Origin of the sequence: Mycobacterium hainanense, assembly GCF_041890355.1 — a bacterium.
GTDB lineage: Bacteria > Actinomycetota > Actinomycetes > Mycobacteriales > Mycobacteriaceae > Mycobacterium > Mycobacterium hainanense.
On sequence record NZ_CP169059.1, the window covers coordinates 631,284 to 653,181 of the forward strand.

The window sequence follows — 21,898 nt, forward strand, 5'->3', positions numbered from 1 at the left end:
ATACGGTTGCGATCCCGACGAGAAAAGGAGAGCGCAATGAAGTACGTAGTGGCTTGGACATACCGCCTGAACGGCACGGCGGCCGAGAACGACGAAAGCCTGCGACGGGGCTTGGCCGCCTACTCGAAGTGGTCGCAGCCGCAGACCACGACGTATCACCAGTTCGTCGGCCGCATCGACGGCGGCGGCGGATTCGCGGTGGTGGAGTCCGACAACCCGGCCGATTTGGTCGAGACCACAAGCCAATTCGCCACGGTCCTGGATTACCAGATCTATCCCGTTGTGGACATCACCGAAGCCGCGCAGGCGATGCAGCAGGGCGTGGAATTCCGGGAGGCGATCGGCTAGGCGCCGAACACCCGCGCCGACGCCCACAATGCGAGCACCGCGAGCACCAGGGACACCGGCACGGTACACACCCCGAGGCGGGTGTATTCGCCGACGCCGGCCTCGACGTCGTGCTGGCGAAGCACCCGCCGCCACAACAGGTTCGACAGCGAACCGACGTAGGTCAGGTTCGGTCCGATGTTGACGCCGAGTAGGACGGCCAGAATGGCGACCGGCCCGCTCGGCGCCACCAGTGGCAGCAGTACCAGGGTGGCGGGCAGGTTGTTCACGACGTTGGCCAGCACGGCGGCCACCGCGGCGATGGCCAGCAACGCCGACAACGTCGAACCGGACGGCAGCACCGCCGACATCGCCTTGTCCATGCCGTTGACCATCACCGCCCGCACGACCACGCCCAGCGCGAGCACGAACACCAGGAACGACACGTGGGCCGACCGCGCGATGTCGATCACCGAGGTATGCCGACGGCTCAGACTGCGCACCGCCAGCACCGCCGCGCCGGCGAGAGCCACCCAGGCCGGGTCCACACCGACAGACTGGGCCACGGCGAAGCCGGCCAGTGTCAGCCCCACGACCACCAGCACGAGCACCGGCGGCCGCGGCGCGGGCCCCGGCTGCTCCGGATGGGGCTGCTCACGCAGGTCAGCTGCGAAGAACTGACGGAATACCGCGTACAACGTGACCACCGCGACCACCCACGGCAACGCCATCAGCAGGGTGAACCGGACGAACGAAAGGTTGGCGGTGTGAAAGGCGAGCAGGTTGGTCAGATTGGACACCGGCAGCAGTAGGGAGGCGCCGTTGGCCAGGTGCGCGGTGGCGTAGGCGTACGGCCGCACCGGCGTCCGCAGGCGGCGGACGGCGGCCAGCACCACCGGGGTCAGCAACACCACCGCGGTGTCCAGGCTCAGCACCGCGGTGATCAAGGAGGCGATGACGAACACCCGCAGCAGCAGGCCGCCCGACCCGACGCTCCCGCGTGTGATCGCCGCACCCGCCGCCTCGAACAGGCCCTCGTCATCGCACAGCTTGGCGAGCACCAGCACCGCGCCCAGGAACCCGACCACGCCCGAAAGCCCGCCCACCTCCTCGACCGCCTGACGCACCGATATCGCACCGACGGCGATCAGGATGAGGGCCGCGGGAACCGCAGCCACCGCCTCCGGCAAGCCCCGCGGGCGCACGACGGCGAAGGCGAGGACGGCAGCGAGCAGCAGCAGCGCAAGGGTCAACGTCAATGTATTGAAACCGTTTCAGGCCCAGGGGTTTTCGCGTCGCCATACCGTCGGCAGGTGCAGCGCCACACCGTCCTGTGCGGCCAACTCGTTGAGGATGCGGATGGAGAGGTCCAGGTCATCCGCCGCGTAGGGCAAGGCCCGCAGCGGTTTTGACAGCGGGCGGAAGAAATCGTCCCAGTGGATCAGGATCACCCGGCGTGCCCCCACCGCGCGCACGGTCTCGGTCCAGTAGTCGGTCAGGTATGACCTCGGCTGTAGTCCCAACTGCCCGACGGACAGGTAGGCGGCCTCGGCGCGGTGTCCGGCCAGCGCGCCCTTGACGAATCCGGCGCTGCCCTGGATCAGCAGCCGCCGGCCCGTCGGCCGGTGATGGATCAGCGTCGACCAGGACTCCCCGCAGCGGTAGGCGGACGCCCTGACCGGCGGGCTCAGCGGCGCCTCGATCGCGCCGGGAAACCGGTCCGGCGGGCAATGGTGGGATTCCACGAGCGTCACGTCGTACGCGCCCAACGTGATCGGCTGGCCGCTGGCCGTGATCACGAGCCGGTCCTCGGGCAGCCCGTAGCCGCGCCCGACATTGGCCGCCGACCGTCCGCCCACCAGTCGCGCGCCGGTGCGGTCGGCGACGAGCGCGGAATCCAGCGCGTGGTCGAAGTGGGTGTGCACCGGGACGACCGCCTCCAGCGCTGACACCTTGGCCCGCGCCAGGCAGCCGTCCACGTGGGCCGGCGACGGCGCGACCTTGCCGGCGGCCACCCGCGCCAGGCTCGGCCGGGAGAAGTAGCCGTCGGTCAGCAGCGCCGACGAGCCGTCGTCGATCAACAGCGTCGCCACGCCCATCCACGTCGCCGACAGGGCCCCGGCTTCGGCGGGGGGCGCATCGAACCGATCCGCGTACCGCGCGATGTCGGGTCGACCGGGCTTGAGCCGCATCAGCCGAACGCCCCGATCTCGACACCCGCGGCCGCGAGCCCGTCGCGCACGGCCGTCGCGGTCTGCACCGCGCCGGGCGAATCGCCATGCACGCACACCGATTCCGCGGTGACGGTGACCGGTGTGCCGTCGATGGCGCTGACCCGGCCGGAGGTCACCATGGCCACCACCCGGTCGGCGATCGCCGCCGGGTCTTCCAGCACCGCGCCGGGCTCGCGGCGGGAGACCAACCGGCCGTCCGCCCGGTATGCGCGGTCGGCGAACGCCTCTGCCACCGTGCGCAGGCCGCGTTGTGAGGCCTCGTCGAAGAACGCCGAACCCGCCATGCCCAGGACCGGCAGCGCCGGGTCCACCATGCGCACCGCCTCGGCGACCGCGGCCGCCTGGTCGCGGTTGGTCACAATCGTGTTGTAAAGCGCGCCATGGGGTTTGACGTAGGACACCGCGGAGCCGGCCGCGCCGGCGATCGCCTGCAGCGCGCCAATCTGATACACCACGTCGGCGATCAGGTCCTCGGCGGCGACGTCGATGAAGCGCCTGCCGAACCCGGCCAGGTCGCGATAGCTCACCTGCGCCCCGATGCGGACACCGCGCTCGGCGGCCGACCGGCAGACCCGCAACAGGACGGCGGGGTCCCCGGCGTGAAACCCGCACGCCACGTTGGCGCTGGTGACGATCCGCAGCATGGCGTCGTCGTCCCCCAGACGCCAGACACCGAAGCTCTCGCCCAGGTCGGCGTTGAGGTCGATGCGGGCCACCCGCCCAGCTTATGGGGCGGGGCGGGCGCCGTTGTTCAGAGGCGGTCGCCTTCGGCGTCGCTACCGGGTGACGATCGCGGCCGCGATCTGCTGGGCGACGTCTACCGCGGCCGCGCCGGGCAGGAAGGACCCGCAGGCGGCCACGTCGATGACGACGTTGTTGCGCGCGGTCAACGCGCGCTGGCATCGCCAGCCGTCTTCGCTGCCTTCCTGCTCTTCGGAGGTGCTGAGCGTGCCGCCGACCTTGTGGGAATCGGCCACCGACCACGCCGTCTCGGGCTGCCCCGGGGGATGGTCGACGAATCGGCGGTTGGCGCAGGCGGACCACCTGCGGACCGACGCTTCGTAGAAGGCGTTGGCCTGCCGGGCCGTCGGGTAGGCGATCACGGCCTGGTTGACCGAGTTGTTGCGCACGTTCGGGTTGTCATAACTGTCGTCGAGGCGCTCGCCGCGCACCGCGGTCCAGCCGGTGTCCGCATATACGGCCCGCTGGGCGGGCCCGGCCATGGCCAGGCAGCTCTTCTCGCTGAACGTCTGGCTGGAGTCCCACATGTCCTGCGTGCGGTACCGGATCCGCATTCCCGCACCCAGGATGTCGTTGATCTTCCTGTCGTCGAGCAGCAGCCCGTCCAGGGCGGTGCCGGCCACCGGGGCCTGCGACAGCGGGCCGCGAGTGTCCGCGGGCGCGGCGCTTCCGCCGACGATGGTGGTGCAGCCGGCCGTGAGGGCGCACACCGCCGCCTGCAGGACGATCGCGATTTGCCTCCGCACCAGAGCCTTTCGGACGCGGGCCCGTCTGTGCCGACCAGCTTAGGCGGCGAACTCGTGTCGGCGGCCCAGCAACCAGCAGACCAGGTAGATCAGGAAGGAAATTCCCGCAACGAAGACGGACACCGGCACGCCAGGCGCCAGCGACAGCACGATGCCACCGACGGCGGCAACCTCGGCGAAGGCGACCGAGGTCACCATCGCCGCCGCCGGCGAGGCCACCACTCGGGCGGCCGCCGCCGCGGGCGTGATCAGCAGGGACATCACCAGCAGGGCACCGACGATCTGCACGGCCTGCGCGGCCACCACGCCGACCAGCGCGGCGAACACGATGCCCAGCGCCCGAACCGGCACGCCGCGGGCCGCCGCGACGTCGGGGTCGACGGTGGCGAACAACAGCGGGCGATAGCACGCCGCGATGACGGCCATGACCAGCAGGCACACCAGCGCCAGCATGCCCAGCCCGTTGTAACCGACGCCGACGATCTGCCCGGTGAGCAAGGCGAAGCTGGTCGCGGTCCGGCCCGGGTAAAGGTAGATGAACAGCACCGCCAGGCCCAGCCCGAAGGCCAGCACCACACCGATGACCGAGTCGCGTTCGCGGGCCCGCCGGCCCAGCACGCCGAACAGCGCGGCCGCCAAAGCGCTGCCGACCAAGGCGCCCACCCCCACCTCGACGCCGACCAGCAGCGCGAAAGCCGCTCCGGTCAAAGACAATTCGCTGGAGCCGTGCACGGCGAACGACATCTGCCGCATCACGATGAACGGCCCGATGAGGCCGGCCACCAGGCCCAGCAGCGCGGCGGCGAGCAGGGCTTGCTGGACGAAGTCGTGGCGCAGTAGGTGGGCGGTGACGTCGAAGTCGAGCAGGTGGGCCAGCACGCCGGTGAGCCGGTGGTTCACTGGGGGACCCAGTCGGTCGGTTCGCCGACCACCACGTAGCGGTCTTTGACCTTCACCACCGCGATGTCGGCTTGGTAGAGCGTCGAGAGGGTCTCGGTGGTCATCACCTCCTCGACGGTGCCGATCCGGAATCGTCCGTCGACCAGATACACCAGCCGGTCCACATACGGCAGGATCGCGTTGAGGTCATGGGTGACGACGATGACGGCGGTCGCGGCATCCCGGCGGCGGCGGTCGATCAGCGCAGAGACCAGCTTGGCGTTCGCCGGGTCCAGGGCCAGCAGCGGCTCGTCGCACAGCAGCAGCATGGGGTCGCTGACCAGTGCCTGCGCGACGCGGATCCGCTGCAGCTCGCCGCCGGACATCACGCCCACGCGGACGTCCGCCAGATGTCCGGCGTTGACCTGTCGCAGGGCCTCGGCCACCAACGCCCGGCGGCGGGCGCGACCGGCGGGCCTGCGCGGCATGCCGCCCCAGCGGTGCCCGTCGACGCCCAGCCGAACCAGGTCGCGTCCCCGAAGCATCACGTCGTGGTCCATCGGCCGGTGTTGCGGCACGTAGCCGATGCGTCCGCTGCCGGAGTCCGTCGGCTGTCCGGCCACCAACGCGACGCCGGCGGACAGCGGCAACTGCCCCAGCAGCACCTTCAGCAACGACGTCTTGCCGCTGCCGTTGGGGCCGAGGACGGCGACGAATTCGCCGGGCGACACCGACAGGTCGAGATGGTCCCACAGCACCCGGTCACCGAACGCCAGCCGCGCACCGCGCAGCGAGACGGTGTCCGGTTGGCTGCCGACGGTGCGGACCGCGTCGAGGCTCACGGTTGCGCTGACCGACGCGACCGGAGCGCGGCCAACAGCTGGTTGACCGTGTTGCGTTGCCACGTCAGGTAATCCGTGCCGTCGGGCAGCGTCTCGCTCACTTCCGTCACCGGCACGCCCGCGCGCCGCGCGGCGTCCCGCACGCCGTTGATCGCGGGGGTGGACGTCTGCGGGTTGACCAGCACCGCGGACACCTGGTGGTGGTCGATCAGGTCGAGGACGAACGCCATGTCGGCGGGCGAGGGGTCCGTCTCGTTCTCGTTGGCCGCGGTGAAGGCGGCCGGGGTGCGGTTGACCAGACCGGACGCCGCCAGCAGGTAGTAGCCGACGGGTTCGGTCGCGATGACCGGGGTGCCGGGGAAGGCGGTGGCGATGGCGTGTTCGGAGATGGCGATCGCGTCGGCCCCGCGGCAGAACCCGGCGGCGTTGGCCCGGTAGTCGGCGGCGTGGGCGGGGTCGATGGCGGCGACCCGGTCCGCGACGGCGAAGGCGACCGATTTGGCGACGTCCAGGTCGTAGAAGACGTGCTCGTTGGCCGGCTGCTCCGCCGAGTCCTTGTGGAAGGAATAGGCGCCGATCGCCTTCACGCCGGGGTGGCCGGCCAGCACCTGGTCCACCCAGGGGTCGTAACCGCCGCCGTTGTACACCACCAGGGTGGCGTCGGTGATGGCCGCGGCGTCCGCGGGACTGGCTTGATAGGAGTGCGGGTCGGCGTCGGCCCTGGTGAGGATGGAGTCGACCGCGAGGTGGCTGCCGGTGACGGCGCCCGCCACGCTGCCCCAGACTCCGGTGGAGGCCACGACGGCGGCCGCCCGCGGGTGGGCCGGGGCGCCGCAGCCGGTCACGGCGGCCAGCAGGACCAGCACGGCGGGCAGCCAACGCGGCTCGCCGGTCACCGCGATTCGTCCCCGCGTCAGCGCCATGCGTACGTCCGATGTCCTCTCGCCGGCCGGTCGGCCGACCCATGATACTAATGAAAATCGTTTCCATTACAAAGTCGCGGGTGGAAGCCGCTTAGGCGCGCATGCGGATTCGCTGTAGCGTCACCGAGTGTGGGTCCCGCACCGCGCCGGCGTGCGACTCTGGCATCGTTGGCGGACGAACTGAAGGTTTCGCGCACCACGATCTCGAACGCCTTCAATAGGCCGGATCAACTGTCCGCCGACCTCCGCGAACGCGTGCTCGCTACCGCCAAGCGGCTGGGGTACGCGGGTCCCGACCCGGTGGCGCGCTCCCTGCGCACCCGCAAGGCCGGCGCGGTCGGCCTGGTGATGGCCGAGCCGCTGACCTATTTCTTCAGCGACCCGGCCGCGCGGGATTTCGTCGCCGGAGTCGCGCAGTCCTGCGAACAGCTTGGGCAGGGCCTGTTACTGGTGGCCGTCGGGCCGGGCCGCAGCATCCAGGACGGGACGGGCGCGGTGCTCGGCGCCGGTGTGGACGGCTTCGTCGTGTATTCGGTGTGCGACGACGACCCATACCTACAGGTCGTGCTGCAACGACGGTTGCCGGTCGTGGTCGTCGACCAGCCGAAGGGCCTCTCCGGTGTGTCCCGGGTGGGCATCGACGATCGGGCCGCGATGCGGGAGCTGGCCGATTACGTGCTCGGGCTGGGGCACCGCGAGATCGGGCTGCTGACGATGCGGCTGGGCCGGGACCGCCGGCAGGGACTGGTGGACGCCGAGCGCCTGCGGTCGCCGGCGTTCGACGTCCAACGCGAACGCATCATCGGCGTGTGGGAGGCGATGTCGGCCGCCGGAGTGGACCCCGATGCGCTGACCGTGGTGGAGAGCTACGAGCACCTCCCGGAGTCCGGCGGAACCGCCGCCAAGGTGGCCCTCGAGGCCAATCCCCGGATCACCGCGTTGATGTGCACGGCGGACATCTTGGCCCTGTCCGCCATGGATTACCTTCGCGCACATGGCATTTATGTGCCCGGTCAGATGACTGTCACCGGTTTCGACGGCGTGCCCGATGCGATCGGCCGGGGATTGACCACGGTGGCGCAGCCAAGCCTGCAAAAGGGCCGCCGGGCGGGGGAGTTGTTGCTGCGTCCGCCGCGGTCGGGCTTGCCGGTGGTCGAGGTGCTCGAGACCGAGCTGATCCGCGGCCGCACCGCCGGTCCGCCGGCTTAGTCCTGTCTTCGACTACGAGTCCTGGTCGCCGATCAGCAACCGCACCGCCAGGTCCAACCGCTTGCTGACGTCGGTGGCCGAGGCTCGCCGGGTGAGCCAGGCGAGCAGGTTGGACAGCCACACATCCGAGATCACCCGGGCGATGTGGTACTGGTCCTCGGTGGGTTCGCCGTCGGCCATCGCGCGGGCGAACATGGAGTCGATGAGCTTCTCGACCTGGTCGACCTCGCTGGCCGCCGACGCGTCGGCGAACACGTAGGCGCGCGTCATGGCCTCGGTCAGCAGGGGATTGCGCTGCATCGCGCGGTTGAGCTTGCTGACCATGAAGTTCAGCCGCTGAAACGGCGTGCCCCCGGCGACCGACGACCGGTCGGTCTTGGCGTCGATGCGGCTGAACTCACGGCCCAGCGCCGACACCAGCAGGTGCACTTTCGACGGGAAGTACCGATACAACGTGCCCACCGCCACGTCGGCGCGGTCCGCGACGGCGCGCATCTGGACCGCCTCGTAGCCGCCCTTGGACGCGATCGCCATGGTGGCGTCCAGGATGCGCTTGCGGCGTTCCCGCTGTGCTTCCGAGCCCAGTTCGGACTCCGCCAGTACAGCCACGTTCATCACCTCGCGCGGCTGCGAGTCTGAAGCGCGGCTCGCGTTGGCCCTCGAGTTGGCACTGGCTGGCATATGGCGGGTTGCTCCTGTTCCTGGCGGTTCGCTTGCAAACGATACGCATGCTGAGTGTGAATTTCCCACCTCCGTACCGCCGGGACAACCGTGTGTGCTGCTGTGATGGCGTTCGACTTGACGGTCGATCGCTGGCACTATTAGAACACGTTCTAGTCAGTGACGAGGCCGGTTGCGCAGCGACCCGAGCCGAGCAGGAGAATCGAGAGCTAGGGGTCGTAGGCCCCGAGTCACGTCGAGTCGAAGGACGCGGAGGTCCCGAGGGTGGTAGCGACCGTCACAGACGAGCAGTTCGCCGCGCGTGCCCTGGTGCGCGACTGGGCCCGCAATTCGGCGTCGGGGCCGGGCGGGACGACGGCAATCCGCGCGGTCGAGCAGGGGGACGCCGACGCGTGGCGCCCGGTCTTCGCCCGCCTCGCCGAGCTGGGCATCTTCGGCGTCGCGATCGCGGAGGAGCACGGGGGCGCCGGGGGCAGCGTGGAGGACCTGTGCGCCATGGTCGAGGAGGCGGCCAAGGCGCTGGTTCCCGGCCCGGTCGCGACCACCGCGCTGGCGACGCTCGTCGTCACCGATCCGGAACTGTTGGCGGCGCTGGCGGCCGGCGAACGCTTCGCCGGGTTGGCGCTGGAAGGCGACGCCCGGTTCGACGGTGAGCGGGCCTCCGGCACGCTGCCGCTCGCACTGGGCGCAGCCGACGGCGGTGTGGTGCTGGTGCCGGCGGACGGGAAGTGGCTGCTGGTCGACACCCAAGGCGACGGCGTGCAGTTGGAGCCGCTGGAGGCCACCGACTTCTCCCGCCCCTTGGCCAGGGTGGTGCTGACGTCGGCGCCGGCCACGGCCGTCTCCGATTCGCGGCGCGTCGACGAAGTGGCGGCCACCGTGCTGGCGGCCGAGGCGGCCGGCCTGACCCGCTGGGCACTGGACACCGCCGTCGACTACGCCAAGGTCCGCGAGCAGTTCGGCAAGCCGATCGGCAGCTTCCAGGCCGTCAAGCATTTGTGCGCCGAGATGCTGTGCCGCGCCGAGCAAACCGAGGTGGCCGCCGCCGACGCCGCCCGAGCCGCGGCCGAGCCCGATTCAGACCAGTTCTCCATCGCGGCCGCGTTGGCCGCGAGCATCGGCATCACGGCCGCCAAGGCCAACCTCAAGGACTGCATCCAGGTGCTCGGCGGCATCGGCTGCACCTGGGAGCACGACGCCCATCTGTACCTGCGGCGGGCGCACGCCATCGGCCGGTTCCTCGGCGGCGCCGAGCGCTGGTTGCGCCGGGTCACCGAACTGACCCAGGGCGGTGTGCGGCGCCGCCTCGGCATCGACCTCACCGACGTCGAGGGCCAGCGCGCGGAGATCGCCGCGACCGTAGCCGAAATCGCCGCGCTGCCGCGAGAGAAGCGGCAGGCGGCGCTCGCCGAGGCCGGACTGCAGGCGCCGCACTGGCCGGCGCCGCACGGGCGTGGCGCTGCACCGGCCGAACAGTTACTGATCGATCAGGAGCTGGCGGCCGCGGGCGTGGCCCGCCCGGATCTGGTCATCGGTTGGTGGGCGGCGCCGACCATCCTCGAGCACGGCACGCCAGAGCAGATCGAACGCTTCGTGCCAGGCACCCTGCGTGGTGAATTCCTTTGGTGCCAGCTGTTTTCCGAGCCGGGAGCAGGATCCGACCTGGCGTCGCTGCGCACCAAGGCGGTTCGTGGTGAGGGCGGCTGGCTGCTCACCGGGCAGAAGGTGTGGACCTCGGCGGCCCATAAGGCCCGCTGGGGCGTGTGCCTGGCGCGCACCGACCCCGACGCCCCCAAGCACAAGGGGATCACCTACTTCCTGGTGGACATGCGCTCGCCGGGCATTGAGATCCGCCCGCTGCGCGAGATCACCGGTGACTCACTGTTCAACGAGGTCTTCCTGGACAACGTGTTCGTGCCCGACGAGCTGGTGGTCGGCGCGGTGAACGACGGCTGGCGGCTGGCCCGGACCACGCTGGCCAACGAGCGGGTCGCGATGGCCACCGGCACCGCGCTGGGCAACCCGATGGAGGAGCTGCTCAAGGTCCTGGGCGAGCTCGACCTCGATGCAGCGCAGCAGGACCGGCTCGGGCGGTTGATCGTCATCGCCCAGACCGGCGCGCTGCTGGACCAGCGGATCGCCCAGCTCGCGGTTGGCGGGCAGGACCCGGGGGCCCAGTCGAGCGTCCGCAAGCTGATCGGCGTGCGCTACCGGCAGGCGCTGGCCGAGTACATGATGGACGTCTCCGAGGGCGGCGGGCTGGTCCGCAACCACGCGGTGTACGACTTCCTGAACACCCGCTGCCTCACCATCGCCGGCGGCACCGAGCAGATCCTGCTCACCGTGGCCGCCGAGCGGCTCCTCGGCCTGCCGCGCTGACTCACTTTCGTCGAGCCTGTAATTTTGCAGTCCCTTACCCGCACTTTGTCTGCAGATTTACAGGCTCGCACAGCTGTCGGTGCCCTAGGTCACCATTCACCCCATGGCTGGGATATTGATCGGTGCTGAAGCCGTCGCGCGGGGAGTCGTGACGCGGCACGAATTGCGCCGCTCGTATAGGACCGTCTTCCCCGGGGTGTATGCCCCTCGGAATCAACAGCTTTCGCTGCGGCACCGAACGGAAGGTGCCTGGTTGTGGTCCCGGCGCAGGGCGACGATAGCGGGCGTCGCGGCTTCGGCCTTGCACGGCGCCCGTTGGGTTGACGACGACGTCCCCATCGAGTTGGTCTGGTCAAATACGCGGCCGCCGCGCGGGGTGGTCGCACGCGCGCAGCTACTGGCCGACGACGAGACCACGTGTATCGCAGGGTTACCGGTGACCACGTCCACGCGAACGGCGTACGACCTGAGCCGGTATCTGCCGCGCGGGCAGGCGGTCGCCCGCCTCGACGCATTGATGCGGGCGAAACCGTACTCCAGCAACGATGTGCTGCTGCTCGCCGAGCGATATCCCGCTGCCCGTGGGTTGCGCCGGCTGCGCTCGGTCCTGCCCCTTGTCGACCGCGGTGCCGCCTCGCCGAAGGAGACCTGGCTGAGGCTCCTACTCAACGATGCCGGCTTGCCCGCCGTGATCACCCAAATACCGGTGGTGGACGGGTACCGTCCTCTGGCCGTGCTCGACATGGGCTGGCCCGAGTTCGGCGTGGCCGTCGAGTATGACGGCGACCACCACCGCAGCGATCGTCGTAAATACGTGAAGGATCAGTGGCGGCTACGAAAGCTTGCGGACATGGGCTGGGTCGTCATCCGGGTGATCGCCGAGGACACGCCACCGGACATCATCGCGCGCGTCAGGCGGGCGCTCATCGCTCGAGGCTGGCGGCTCGAAGGAGTGGCCCAAGCCCCGTTAGCGGGATGACCGCAGGTGGCCGATCATCGAGCCTGTAATTGCGGAGCCGCTTACTCGCACTTTGTCTGCAGATTTACAGGCTCGGCGTTCTGAGCGCCTCAGGAGAACGTCGTCTGCGCACAGGTGCTGGGCGAGGTGATGTTGACCCCGGGATAGACCACCTGGATGTGGGTGCAGACGATGACGTTGTTGTCCGTCTTGGGCTGACCGGTCTGCCAATCGGTGGAGTCGATGCGCCCGTTCGTCTGGTACTTCTCCGGCGGACCCTCGCCGAAGTAGACCGTGGTGATCTCGTCGGATCCCATCGACTTCATCACCCGCTCGTGCTCACCGTTGGCGTGCGCGTCCAGGTAGGCCAGGCGGTTGGACGACCGGATCTCGGTGGTCTGCCGGGCCCAGAGGCCGTTCGGGAAGCCGGTCACCCCGTCGGGCGTCAGCATGTCCGCCCCGGCGGTGAAATCGCAGTGGCCGTCGGCCTTGAAGCAGTTCAGGATGGTGCGCGTCTCGAGCTGGTTGGGCCCGTCGAGGGGGAACAACGTGGTGGCGGTGTTGCTGGCCGCGACCGCGGCCGGGTTCGGCAGGAACGTCAACGCCGATCCGATGACCGCAAACCCGGTGATCAGTCGCTTCATGCTGCTCCCCTTTCGGTTCGCCAACCCTGAAGGTGAACCTAACCCCGCGACTATTCGTCGTAGGTGACCTCTACCGAATCAGATTCCGGGTGAGATTGACAGGCCAGGATCAGCCCGTCGTCGAGGTCTTGCTGCTCGAGGACGTCGTTGACCTCCATGCTGACCTTGCCGCCCTTCAGCGTGCAGGCGCATGCGCCGCAGTGGCCCTCGCGGCAGGAGAACGGCGCGTCGAGGCCCTTCGCCAGCAGGACGTCCAGCAACTTGGCGTTGCGCGGCCACGACACGGTGTGGGTCTCACCGTCCAGCTGCACCACCGCGGTGGCCGGAGGCGAGTCGCCCGGGGCGGTGTCGTCGATCTTCACCGCCGCGAACGGGTCGGAGTCCAGCGACTTGAACACCTCGATATGCACCTGCGCCGCAGGCACTTTCAGCGATTCAAGCGCGTTGCGGGCCGCGTCCATGAAGGGTCCGGGCCCGCAGATGTACACCGGCCGGCCGGTATAGGGGGCGGCGAGGCGCGCCAGGGCGGCCACGCTCGGCATCCCCTGCAGCGATTCCAGCCAGTGCACCACGGTGAGCCGGTCGGGGTACTTGGCGGACAGTTCGCGCAGCGCGTCGGCGAAGATCACCGACTTGTCGTCACGGTTGGCGTAGAGCAGGGTCACCTGGCCGCCGCCCTCGGCGAGGGCCGACTTGGCGATCGACATGATCGGGGTGATACCGCTACCCGCGGCCATCAGCAGGAAGTCGTCGTCGAGCGTCTTGGGCACGAAGTTGCCCGACGGGGCCAGCACGTGGATGCGCATGCCCGCCCGCGCGTGCTCGCACAGCCAGTTGGACGCGTAGCCGTCGCTGGTCCGCTTGATCGTGACGGTCAGCGCGTCGTCGGTGAACGGCGAGCTGCACAGCGAGTAGCAGCGGGCCACCGACCCGGTGCGCTCGCTGGGAACCCGCAGCGTCAAGAACTGCCCGGGCGCGTAGCGCAGCCGTTCGGGCGGGATCTCGGGGTCGCCCGGCTCGTCGGGTACCGCGAACACCAGCGACCGCGCGTCATCCGTCTCGGCGACGACCTCGGCGATCTGCAGTTCAAGGACATGGTCACCGAGCGGCTCGTCGAGGTTGGCCTCGGCCAAGACCCCATCCTTCCTCTCGTTGCAACTAGAACATGTTATAGAAAAGCGGATTCGTATCGCTACCAGCCGCAGGAATACCCTGCTCGACACAAATCGGAACGTGTTCTAGTCTCTGGTGTAAGCCCGCTGAGTAAGTCTGGCCCAGGAGGCAAACTTAAGTGACGTCCATTCAACAACGCGACGCGCAGTCGGTGTTGGCCGGCATCGACGATCTGCTGCCGCGGATTCGGGAGCGTGCGCAGGCGACGGAGGATTTGCGGCGGCTGCCCGACGAGACCGTTCAGGAACTGCAGGACATCGGCTTCTTCACCCTGCTGCAGCCCGAGCAATGGGGCGGCCTGCAGTGCGATCCGGGCCTGTTCTACGAGGCGGTGCGGCGGCTGGCCAGCGCGTGCGGGTCCACCGGCTGGGTGAGCTCGATCATCGGCGTGCACAACTGGCATCTGGCGCTGTTCGACCAGCAGGCCCAGGAGGAAGTGTGGGGCGACGACCCGAACGTGCGGGTCTCGTCGTCCTACGCGCCGATGGGCGCAGGCGTGGTGACCGACGGCGGTTATCTGGTCAACGGTTCCTGGAACTGGTCATCGGGATGTGACCACGCCACGTGGGCCTTCCTCGGCGGTCCGGTGATCAAGGACGGCCGCCCGGTCGACTTCGGCAGCTTCTTGATCCCGCGCAGTGAGTACCGCATCGACGACGTGTGGCATGTCGTGGGCCTGCGCGGCACCGGCAGTAACACGGTGGTGGTCAAGGACGTCTTCGTGCCCCGGCACCGGTTCCTGTCCTACAAGGCGATGAACGACGGCACCGCCGGCGGGTACCAGACCAACACCGCGCCGGTCTACAAAATGCCTTGGGGCACAATGCATCCCACCACCATCTCCGCGCCGATCGTCGGCATGGCCTACGGCGCGTACGACGCGCACGTGGAGCACCAGGGCAAGCGGGTGCGCGCGGCGTTCGCCGGGGAGAAGGCCAAGGACGACCCGTTCGCCAAGGTGCGCATCGCCGAGGCGGCCAGCGACATCGACGCGGCGTGGCGCCAGCTGAGCGGCAACGTCGCCGACGAATACGCGTTGCTGTCGGCCGGCAAGGAGATCCCGTTCGAGCTGCGTGCCCGCGCCCGCCGCGACCAGGTGCGCGCCACCGGGCGGGCGATCGCTTCCATCGACCGGCTGTTCGAGGCGTCGGGCGCGACCGCGCTGGCCAACGACCAACCGGTGCAACGGTTCTGGCGGGACGCGCACGCGGGCCGGGTGCACGCGGCCAATGACCCCGAGCGGGCTTACCAGATCTTCGGAAACAACGAGTTCGGGTTGCCGCCGGGCGACACGATGGTCTGATGACCACTGCCACGGGGGAGCTGACGTTCGAGTCGACCTCGCGCTTCGCCGAAGTCGACGTCGACGGACCGCTGAAGCTGCATTATCACGAGGCCGGGGTCGGCAACGACCGGACCGTCGTCCTGCTGCACGGCGGGGGACCCGGCGCGGCTAGCTGGACGAACTTCGCGCGCAATATTCCGGTGCTGGCGCAGCGATTCCACGTGCTGGCCGTCGATCAGCCCGGCTACGGGCTCTCCGACAAGCGCGCCGAACACGGGCAGTTCAACCACTACGCCGCGCGGGCGCTCAAGGGGCTCTTCGACCAACTCGGGCTGGGACGCGTTCCGCTGGTGGGCAATTCGCTCGGCGGGGGCACCGCGGTCCGGTTCGCTCTCGACTACCCGGACCGGGCCGGCCGGCTGGTCTTGATGGGGCCCGGCGGGCTGAGCATCAACCTGTTCGCCCCCGACCCGACCGAGGGCGTCAAGCGGCTGGGCAAGTTCTCCGTCGAACCCACCCGGGAAAACCTCGAGGCGTTCCTGCGGGTCATGGTCTACGACCAAAAGCTGATCACCCCCGAGCTGATCGACGAGCGGTTCGCGCTGGCCAGCACGCCGGAGTCCCTGACCGCGACCCGGGCGATGGGAATGTCCTTCGCGGGGGCCGATTTCGAGCTCGGCATGATGTGGCGCGAGGTGCACCGGCTGCGCCAGCCCGTGCTGTTGATCTGGGGCCGCGAGGACCGGGTCAACCCGCTGGACGGCGCGTTGGTCGCGCTGAAGACCATTCCGCGTGCGCAGCTCCACGTTTTCGGGCAATGTGGGCACTGGGCGCAGGTGGAGAAGTTCGACGAGTTCAACAAGTTGACCGTTGATTTCCTGGGAGGCGCGTGATGAGCATCCGTTCGCTGGGCTATCTGCGCATCGAGGCCACCGACATGGCGGCCTGGCGCGACTACGGGCTGAAGGTGCTCGGCATGGTCGAGGGCAAAGGCGACACCGAGGGCGCGCTCTACCTGCGCATGGATGACTTCCCGGCCCGGCTGGTGATCGTGCCGGGCGAGCGGGACCACCTCATGGAGGCGGGCTGGGAATGCGCCAACGCCGAAGGGCTGCAAGAAATTAGGAAGCGGCTCGACGTCGAGGGCGTGCCCTACAAGGAGGCCACCGCCGCCGAGCTGGCGGACCGGCGGGTCGCCGAGATGATCCGGTTCGCCGACCCGTCCGGCAACTGCCTCGAGGTGTTCCACGGCGTCGCGCTGGAGCACCGGCGCGTGGTCAGCCCCTACGGGCACAAGTTCGTCACCGGCGAACAGGGCCTGGGACACGTGGTGCTGTCCACCCGCGACGACGACGAGGCGCTGCACTTCTACCGTAACGTGCTCGGCTTCAAGCTACGTGACTCGATGCGGATGCCGCCGCAGTTGGTGGGCCGGCCCGCGGATGGCGCGCCCGCGTGGCTGCGGTTCTTCGGCTGCAACCCGCGCCACCACAGCCTGGCGTTCCTGCCGCTGCCGACGCCCAGTGGCATCGTGCACCTGATGATGGAGGTCGAGAACGCCGACGACGTGGGTCTGTGCCTGGACCGGGCGCTGCGCCGCAAGGTGCCCATGTCGGCCACCCTGGGTCGCCACGTCAACGACCTGATGCTGTCCTTCTACATGAAGACACCCGGCGGGTTCGACGTCGAATTCGGTTGTGAGGGAAGGCAAGTGGAGGACGACGACTGGGTCGCCCGGGAAAGCACCGCCGTGAGTTTGTGGGGCCACGACTTCACGGTCGGCGCCGGCGGGTAATCATGTCGGCGCCGATCGATCCGCGGGCCTTCCGGCAGGTGCTGGGCCAGTTTTGCACCGGCATCACGATCATCACCACGGTGCACGACGAGGTCCCGATCGGCTTCGCCTGCCAGTCGTTCGCTGCCCTGTCGCTGGACCCGCCGCTGGTGCTGTTCTGCCCCACCAAGGTGTCGCGATCCTGGCAGGCCATCGAGGCCAGCGGCCGGTTCTGCGTCAACGTGCTGACCGAGAAACAGAAGCACGTTTCCGCGCGCTTCGGTTCGAAGGAACCGGACAAGTTCGCCGGAATTGACTGGCACGCTTCGGAACTCGGCTCGCCGATCATCGACGGGTCGCTGGCCTACATCGACTGCACGGTGGCATCCGTGCACGACGGGGGCGACCATTTCGTGGTGTTCGGCGCGGTGCGGTCGCTATCGGAGGCACCCAAGATCAAGCCGCGCCCGCTGCTGTTCTATCGCGGGGAGTACACCGGGATTGAACCGGACAAGACGACGCCGGCGCAGTGGCGCGACGACCTGGAGGCGTTTCTCACCGCCACCACTCAGGACACCTGGCTCTAGGGCGTCCCGCGGTACGTCTCGTGCCGTGTGGCTTGGGCGTCGGTCGCCGGTTCGTGCGCCTCCGAGGACCACGCCGTGTTGGGGTCGTCCTGCTCACCCGCCGGCTTCGCCTCGGCGTCGGGGTGCAGTTCGTCGGCGCGCTTCAACTGCTCCTGCAGTTGTTCGCGCGACGCGGCGACCTCGCTGTGGTGGTTGGCCGCCCGCTCCTGCAGCCGAGCGGCCTCCGCCGCTTTGGCCTCCGCCTCGGCCTGGGCGGCGCGGGCCTTGGCGGCCGTCTCTTGTGCGAGGGCTTCGCGGCGTTCGACCTTCGCGGTCTCCAGCCTGGCCTGTTCGCGAATCTCCTCGGCCTGCCGCTGCCGCCGCCGGCTTCTTGACCTGCTGACCGCGAAGAGCAGCGCGGCGATCACCAGGGCTGCCGCAATCACGGCGATCACGATCCAGATGGTGTTGTTGTTCATATCGGGCTCCGGTCATTTTCAGGGATGCTGCTGCAGCCGGGTCTGAATCGGATCCCCATATTCGACAGAGATAAAACAACTACGTCGAGCGGGCTTACCTGAAGTCCAGCGCCTCGACCGTCGCGATCGGCCCCTCGTGGGTCGGCCGGTTCGCGCCGCCGATGCAGTAGACGGTGTTGCCGACCGTCGCCACCACCTCGGCATGCCGCGCGGTGGGCATCGGGGCCAAGGTGCTCCACTTGGCGTCGGCGATGTCGTACATCTCGACCACGTTCAAGACCCTCGTCGGTTCCTCGCCGCCGGCCACCACGATGCGGCCGTCGATGTAGGTCGCGCCGTAGCTTCCGCGCGGGGTCGGCATGCCCACCAACTTGGTCCAGGTGCCCGACTGGGGATCGAACCGCTCGTTCGCCGCGGAGTTCTTGTCCGAGGACAGGAACCGGCCGCCGATCGCGTACACGTAGGTGCCGTCCGACGCCGCCGCCAGGTGCTCGCGGGGCGTCGGCATGTCGGCGGCGTCCGTCCACGAACTGCCGTCGAAGACCTCGGTCTGCGGGACGAGCTGTTTGGCGTTCTGCCCGCCCACCGCGACGAGTTTGTCGCCCACCACGGCGGCGGCCGGGGCGGCACGGGGATGGGTGAGATGCGGTAGCTCAACCCAGTTACCGCCGCGCAGCGCGAACACCTTGTCGGACGCGTCGGCGAGCTGATCGCTGGCCCCGCCGAGCACCACCACCTCGCCGCGGTAGGTCGCCGCGGCCGCGTGGTGCAGCGGGATGGGCAATGAGGGCCCGGTCTGCCATGCGCCGGTGTGCGGGTCGTAGCTCTCGACGGTCTGCAACGCGGTGCCGTTCCGCAGGCCCCCGAGAATCCAGATCTTGTCGTCCAGCACGGCCCAGGCCATCATCAGGCGCGGGGTCGGCGCGTCCGGCAGCGAGCGCCACTGCGACGCCGGCTGGATCCGGCGGGCGGGCAGCTTCAGCGCTTCCGCCGACGAGGTGAGCTGGCCGTCGCCGACGGCGGTCGACCCGCCGACGGCGTATACGGACTTCTCCACCGCGTCGACGGCCATGCCGTGCCGCGCGGTGGTCATGTCGGGCAATCCGGACCACACCTTGGTCATCAGGTCGAACGCCGAAACGCTCTTGAGCACCTGGCCCGCGGATACGCCGCCCGCGGCGACCAGGCGCCCGTCGACGATCGCCACGCCGAGGTCGCTGCGCGGCTGGCTCAGCGGGGGCAGCGGCGACCAGCTCTTCGCGGCCGGGTCGTAGGCCTCGACCGTCGGCAGGTCGGCGGTGCCGTTGGTGCCGCCGGCCGCGTACACCAGCTTCCCGTCCGAGGCGGCCGCCAGCATCTGCCGCGGGGTCGGGATCGGCACACCGAGGGTCCAGGTGTTGCCGTCGAACACCTCGGTGGTGTTCAGCAGCGCGCCGGACGCGTCGACGCCGCCCGTGACGATCAGCCGGTCACCGACCACGGCCGCCGCCGCGGCCGCGCGGGGCTGCAGCAGGTGCGGAAGCTCCACCCAGCGGCTGTTGATGACCCGCCAAACCTGGTCGGACGCAACGTTTTTGCCGCCTTCGGATTTCCACCCGCCGAGCACGACGGGGTTGCCCTGCCACGTCACCGCCATGGCGTGCGAGACCGGCACGGGGAGATCGTCGCCGCCCTTCCAGCTGTCGATGACGGGGTCGTAGCCCTCTTGCAGTCCGGTGAGGGCGCCGTCGCTGCGGATCCCGCCGAAGATCCAGATCGTGCCGTCGGCCTGCGTGGTGGCCGCGGCGTCCCGCGAAATCCGGGCGTTGGTGATCGGCTTCCACTGCATGGGCGGCTGCGCGGTCGGCTGGCCGGAGGCGCCGTTGGAACCGGCCTTGTTGTCGGGGGAAAGCGCGAACCAGACACCGCCGACGACCAACAGCAGGACCGCCGCCAGCGCGCCGGCCGTCAGCGCGATGCGGTTCCGCTTCTTACCCGGCTCCGCGAACCACCCGGCCGCCCGGGCCCGGGGGCCCCGCGGCGGCCCCTGGGCGCCGCCGTCCGGACCCGACGGCGCGGCTGCTTGCGGTGGCCGGGCCCTGGGCTGCCTCGACGACGATTGTGCGGCGCGCAGCAGGCTGGCCGCCTCCGGCAACTCGGCGGGGCCCGACTGCGGAAACGCCGCGGTTTCCAGCGCGTGTTCGCTCGCGATGGGGGCGCTGATCGCGGAGGTTGGGTCGTCGTGCCCGGCCGGTCCCCGCGTCGGTGCCGGCATGCTCGCGGTGTGCAGGCCGGACGGCCGCGCCACCTCGCTGTGCCCCCCGGGTGGCGCCGCGAACGGGGCGTCGGCCGCGACGGCCGACGGGCGCCCGGTGATGGCCATCGCGTCGGGTTTCAGACCGTTGGTGCGCTGGGCGGCCTGCAGTTCGCGGCCGAACTCCTCGGCCGAAGCGGGCCGCTCGGCCGGGTCGATCGACATCGCCCTCTCGATCGCCGTGCACACCGCATTTGGGATGCCGTCGGGACGCATGTCCGGAATCCCGGTGGTGCTGATCCGCAGATACTGCGCGATCAGGTCCTCGCCCTTCTTGCGCTCGTGGGCGGCGTTGCCGGCGATGAGCGCGTAGAGCGTGGCACCCAACGAGTACATGTCGGAGGCCACCGTGGCGGGGTTGCCCGTCATCACCTCGGGCGCGGTGAAGTCGATGGTGCCCGAGAAGAACCCGGTCGCCGTCTCGTATCCGCCTTCGATGTGGGCGATCCCGAAATCACTGAGCTGCGGCTCGCCGTAGTCGTTCACGAGGATGTTGGCGGGCTTGATGTCGCGGTGCAGCGTGCCGGTTCGATGCGCGGTTTCCAGTGCGCCGCAGAGCTTTACGCCGATACGCAACGCCTCGGGCCAGGCCACCGGGCCCTCCCGCCGCAGCCGGACCGCCAGCGAATCCGCTGAGTGGTAAGGCATCACGATGTACGGCTTGCCGCTCGGCGTGACGCCAACCCGCAGAATGTTGACGATGTTCGGATGCCCGGAAAGTCCGCCCATCGCATACCCCTCGCGAAGGAACCGTTCGCGGCTGTCGTCGTCGATGTGCGACGGCAACACCTTCACCGCAACACTGCGCCCCAGAGCCGTCTCGTAGCAACAGTAAATGACCCCGGCCCCGCCCCGGGCCACTTGCCGGGCGTCCTCGAATCCCGCGGCCGCCAGCTCCGCGGCGATGCCGCTCGGGACCGGTGCGACATGGTCGGGCCGGGGCTCTTCAGGCATTTGCTGGCGCTCAACCCTCCGCGAAATATGTTCTTGGCGAGCTCAACATTAGCGCTCAGCAACCTCACGGATGTGCTTTTCTGGCAACCTTGTGTTCGCCGCCGTGATCCGTGGCGATGGCCGTGGCTCAGGCCTCGATGGCCGGGGGGCCGTCATACGGTCGTTGCAGCGCGGAGAATTCGGGAATGGCGGCCATGGTGAGCACGGCGTCCAGCAGCCGAACGCCGTCCGGTGTCTTGAGCGTTCGGGTCAGGACCGGTCCGGAGAACGCACGGCCGTCGACCGCGATGATCGGGCTGCCGGCCTCGTCGCCCAGTGCGTCCTGGCTGGCTTGGTGCGCCTGCTTGACCGCCTCGTCCAAGCGGGGATCGTCCTGCGCTTCGGCGAGGCCTTCCGCCAGGCCGTTCTCGGCCAGGGCTGCGCGGATCGCGGGTGTGGTCAGGTCCTGCCCGTCGACGTGGATACGGCGGCCGATCGAGGCGTAGAGGCCCGCGAATGCCGCCGGTCCCCGCTCGTCGACGGCGGCGGCGAACAGGCGTCCCAGCCGCGTCGACCGCTCCATCATGTGTTGCTCTTTCCCATCGGTGTCCTTCCCCGCGTTGAGGACCGCCAGGCTCATCTGCCGCAGGGTGACCGGTGTGCCCGTCACCCGCCCGGCGTCCAGCAGCCAGCGCGCGGTCACCCAGGAGAACGGACAGACGGGGTCGAGATACAGGTCGACGTCGGCCATGGGTTTCTCCTTCGGTCCAAGGCTTGGGCTACCGGGCGGCATACCCGTTGCCGGCCGTCGCACGCCTGCCGATCACGTGGC

General features: G+C 69.4%; 21 protein-coding genes. 8 read left to right on the plus strand and 13 right to left on the minus strand.

The window, feature by feature from the left end; all coding sequences use genetic code 11:
- Positions 1 to 36: 36 nt before the first annotated feature.
- Entirely contained in the window at positions 37 to 348 is a 312-nt protein-coding gene (locus tag ACEL92_RS02910; protein WP_374024158.1) for a DUF3303 domain-containing protein, read from the plus strand.
- On the opposite strand, the gene ACEL92_RS02915 is transcribed toward ACEL92_RS02910, so the two are convergent.
- From ACEL92_RS02915 to ACEL92_RS02945, 7 genes are read right to left on the minus strand one after another with little or no spacing between them, the layout of a single operon-like run.
- Entirely contained in the window at positions 345 to 1,586 is a 1,242-nt protein-coding gene (locus tag ACEL92_RS02915; protein ID WP_374024159.1) for an SLC13 family permease, read from the minus strand. The genes ACEL92_RS02910 and ACEL92_RS02915 overlap by 4 nt on opposite strands.
- A 15-nt stretch (positions 1,587 to 1,601) precedes the next feature.
- Positions 1,602 to 2,519, minus strand: coding sequence for an MBL fold metallo-hydrolase (locus ACEL92_RS02920; RefSeq protein ID WP_374024160.1), 918 nt, complete (start codon positions 2,517 to 2,519; stop codon positions 1,602 to 1,604).
- Positions 2,519 to 3,277 carry a LamB/YcsF family protein gene (locus ACEL92_RS02925; protein ID WP_374024161.1) on the minus strand — a complete coding sequence of 253 codons (759 nt, stop codon included), beginning with the start codon at positions 3,275 to 3,277 and terminating at the stop codon, positions 2,519 to 2,521. The genes ACEL92_RS02920 and ACEL92_RS02925 overlap by 1 nt, the downstream gene beginning before the upstream one ends.
- A gap of 60 nt (positions 3,278 to 3,337) precedes the next feature.
- The gene (locus tag ACEL92_RS02930; protein ID WP_374026060.1) at positions 3,338 to 4,051 is read right to left on the minus strand and encodes a sensor domain-containing protein; all 714 of its coding nucleotides are present in this window, start codon (positions 4,049 to 4,051) and stop codon (positions 3,338 to 3,340) included.
- 36 nt (positions 4,052 to 4,087) lie between these two features.
- A complete protein-coding gene (locus ACEL92_RS02935; protein WP_374024162.1) occupies positions 4,088 to 4,948 on the minus strand; it encodes a metal ABC transporter permease in 861 nt (286 codons plus the stop codon).
- Positions 4,945 to 5,769, minus strand: a complete 825-nt coding sequence (locus tag ACEL92_RS02940; RefSeq protein ID WP_374024163.1) for a metal ABC transporter ATP-binding protein — start codon at positions 5,767 to 5,769, stop codon at positions 4,945 to 4,947. The genes ACEL92_RS02935 and ACEL92_RS02940 overlap by 4 nt, the downstream gene beginning before the upstream one ends.
- Positions 5,766 to 6,692: a metal ABC transporter solute-binding protein, Zn/Mn family gene (locus tag ACEL92_RS02945; protein ID WP_374024164.1), complete on the minus strand. Its 927-nt coding sequence runs from the start codon at positions 6,690 to 6,692 to the stop codon at positions 5,766 to 5,768. Before ACEL92_RS02945 ends, ACEL92_RS02940 begins: the two co-directional genes overlap by 4 nt.
- 129 nt (positions 6,693 to 6,821) lie before the next feature.
- Here ACEL92_RS02945 and ACEL92_RS02950 point away from each other — a divergent pair, with 129 nt between their 5' ends.
- Positions 6,822 to 7,901 (plus strand): LacI family DNA-binding transcriptional regulator, encoded by a 1,080-nt coding sequence (locus ACEL92_RS02950; RefSeq protein WP_374024165.1) that lies wholly within the window; start codon positions 6,822 to 6,824, stop codon positions 7,899 to 7,901.
- Positions 7,902 to 7,913: 12 nt separating this feature from the next.
- Here the strand turns inward: ACEL92_RS02950 and kstR are convergent, their stop codons facing one another.
- Complete coding sequence (kstR, locus tag ACEL92_RS02955) at positions 7,914 to 8,510, minus strand: cholesterol catabolism transcriptional regulator KstR (protein WP_374024166.1); 597 nt, start codon at positions 8,508 to 8,510, stop codon at positions 7,914 to 7,916.
- 336 nt (positions 8,511 to 8,846) lie between these two features.
- On the opposite strand from kstR, the gene ACEL92_RS02960 reads away from it, so the two are divergent.
- Both ACEL92_RS02960 and ACEL92_RS02965 read left to right on the plus strand, forming a co-directional pair.
- Positions 8,847 to 10,961 (plus strand): acyl-CoA dehydrogenase family protein, encoded by a 2,115-nt coding sequence (locus ACEL92_RS02960; protein ID WP_374024167.1) that lies wholly within the window; start codon positions 8,847 to 8,849, stop codon positions 10,959 to 10,961.
- A gap of 103 nt (positions 10,962 to 11,064) precedes the next feature.
- On the plus strand, positions 11,065 to 11,940 hold the full coding sequence (locus tag ACEL92_RS02965; protein WP_374024168.1) for an endonuclease domain-containing protein: 876 nt from the start codon (positions 11,065 to 11,067) through the stop codon (positions 11,938 to 11,940).
- 89 nt (positions 11,941 to 12,029) lie between these two features.
- Here ACEL92_RS02965 and ACEL92_RS02970 read toward each other — a convergent pair whose 3' ends face one another.
- Together ACEL92_RS02970 and ACEL92_RS02975 are read right to left on the minus strand one after the other, a co-directional pair.
- On the minus strand, positions 12,030 to 12,563 hold the full coding sequence (locus ACEL92_RS02970; protein ID WP_374024169.1) for a hypothetical protein: 534 nt from the start codon (positions 12,561 to 12,563) through the stop codon (positions 12,030 to 12,032).
- Between the two features lie 50 nt (positions 12,564 to 12,613).
- Entirely contained in the window at positions 12,614 to 13,696 is a 1,083-nt protein-coding gene (locus ACEL92_RS02975; RefSeq protein WP_374024170.1) for a 2Fe-2S iron-sulfur cluster-binding protein, read from the minus strand.
- A 158-nt stretch (positions 13,697 to 13,854) separates the two neighbouring features.
- On the opposite strand from ACEL92_RS02975, the gene hsaA reads away from it, so the two are divergent.
- The 4 genes from hsaA to hsaB are packed head-to-tail and all read left to right on the plus strand — an operon-like array spanning position 13,855 to position 17,382.
- On the plus strand, positions 13,855 to 15,039 hold the full coding sequence (hsaA, locus tag ACEL92_RS02980; protein ID WP_374024171.1) for a 3-hydroxy-9,10-secoandrosta-1,3,5(10)-triene-9,17-dione monooxygenase oxygenase subunit: 1,185 nt from the start codon (positions 13,855 to 13,857) through the stop codon (positions 15,037 to 15,039).
- Positions 15,039 to 15,914: a 4,5:9,10-diseco-3-hydroxy-5,9,17-trioxoandrosta-1(10),2-diene-4-oate hydrolase gene (gene hsaD / locus ACEL92_RS02985; protein WP_374024172.1), complete on the plus strand. Its 876-nt coding sequence runs from the start codon at positions 15,039 to 15,041 to the stop codon at positions 15,912 to 15,914. The genes hsaA and hsaD overlap by 1 nt, the downstream gene beginning before the upstream one ends.
- Complete coding sequence (hsaC, locus tag ACEL92_RS02990; protein WP_374024173.1) at positions 15,914 to 16,816, plus strand: iron-dependent extradiol dioxygenase HsaC; 903 nt, start codon at positions 15,914 to 15,916, stop codon at positions 16,814 to 16,816. Before hsaD ends, hsaC begins: the two co-directional genes overlap by 1 nt.
- Before the next feature lie 2 nt (positions 16,817 to 16,818).
- Positions 16,819 to 17,382, plus strand: a complete 564-nt coding sequence (hsaB, locus tag ACEL92_RS02995) for a 3-hydroxy-9,10-secoandrosta-1,3,5(10)-triene-9,17-dione monooxygenase reductase subunit (RefSeq protein WP_374024174.1) — start codon at positions 16,819 to 16,821, stop codon at positions 17,380 to 17,382.
- On the opposite strand, the gene ACEL92_RS03000 is transcribed toward hsaB, so the two are convergent.
- From ACEL92_RS03000 to ACEL92_RS03010, 3 genes are all read right to left on the minus strand, one after another.
- A complete protein-coding gene (locus tag ACEL92_RS03000; protein ID WP_374024175.1) occupies positions 17,379 to 17,840 on the minus strand; it encodes a hypothetical protein in 462 nt (153 codons plus the stop codon). The genes hsaB and ACEL92_RS03000 overlap by 4 nt on opposite strands.
- A gap of 94 nt (positions 17,841 to 17,934) precedes the next feature.
- Positions 17,935 to 21,087, minus strand: coding sequence for a kelch repeat-containing protein (locus ACEL92_RS03005; protein ID WP_374024176.1), 3,153 nt, complete (start codon positions 21,085 to 21,087; stop codon positions 17,935 to 17,937).
- A gap of 127 nt (positions 21,088 to 21,214) precedes the next feature.
- Positions 21,215 to 21,817 (minus strand): DsbA family protein, encoded by a 603-nt coding sequence (locus tag ACEL92_RS03010; RefSeq protein ID WP_374024177.1) that lies wholly within the window; start codon positions 21,815 to 21,817, stop codon positions 21,215 to 21,217.
- Positions 21,818 to 21,898 lie beyond the last annotated feature (81 nt).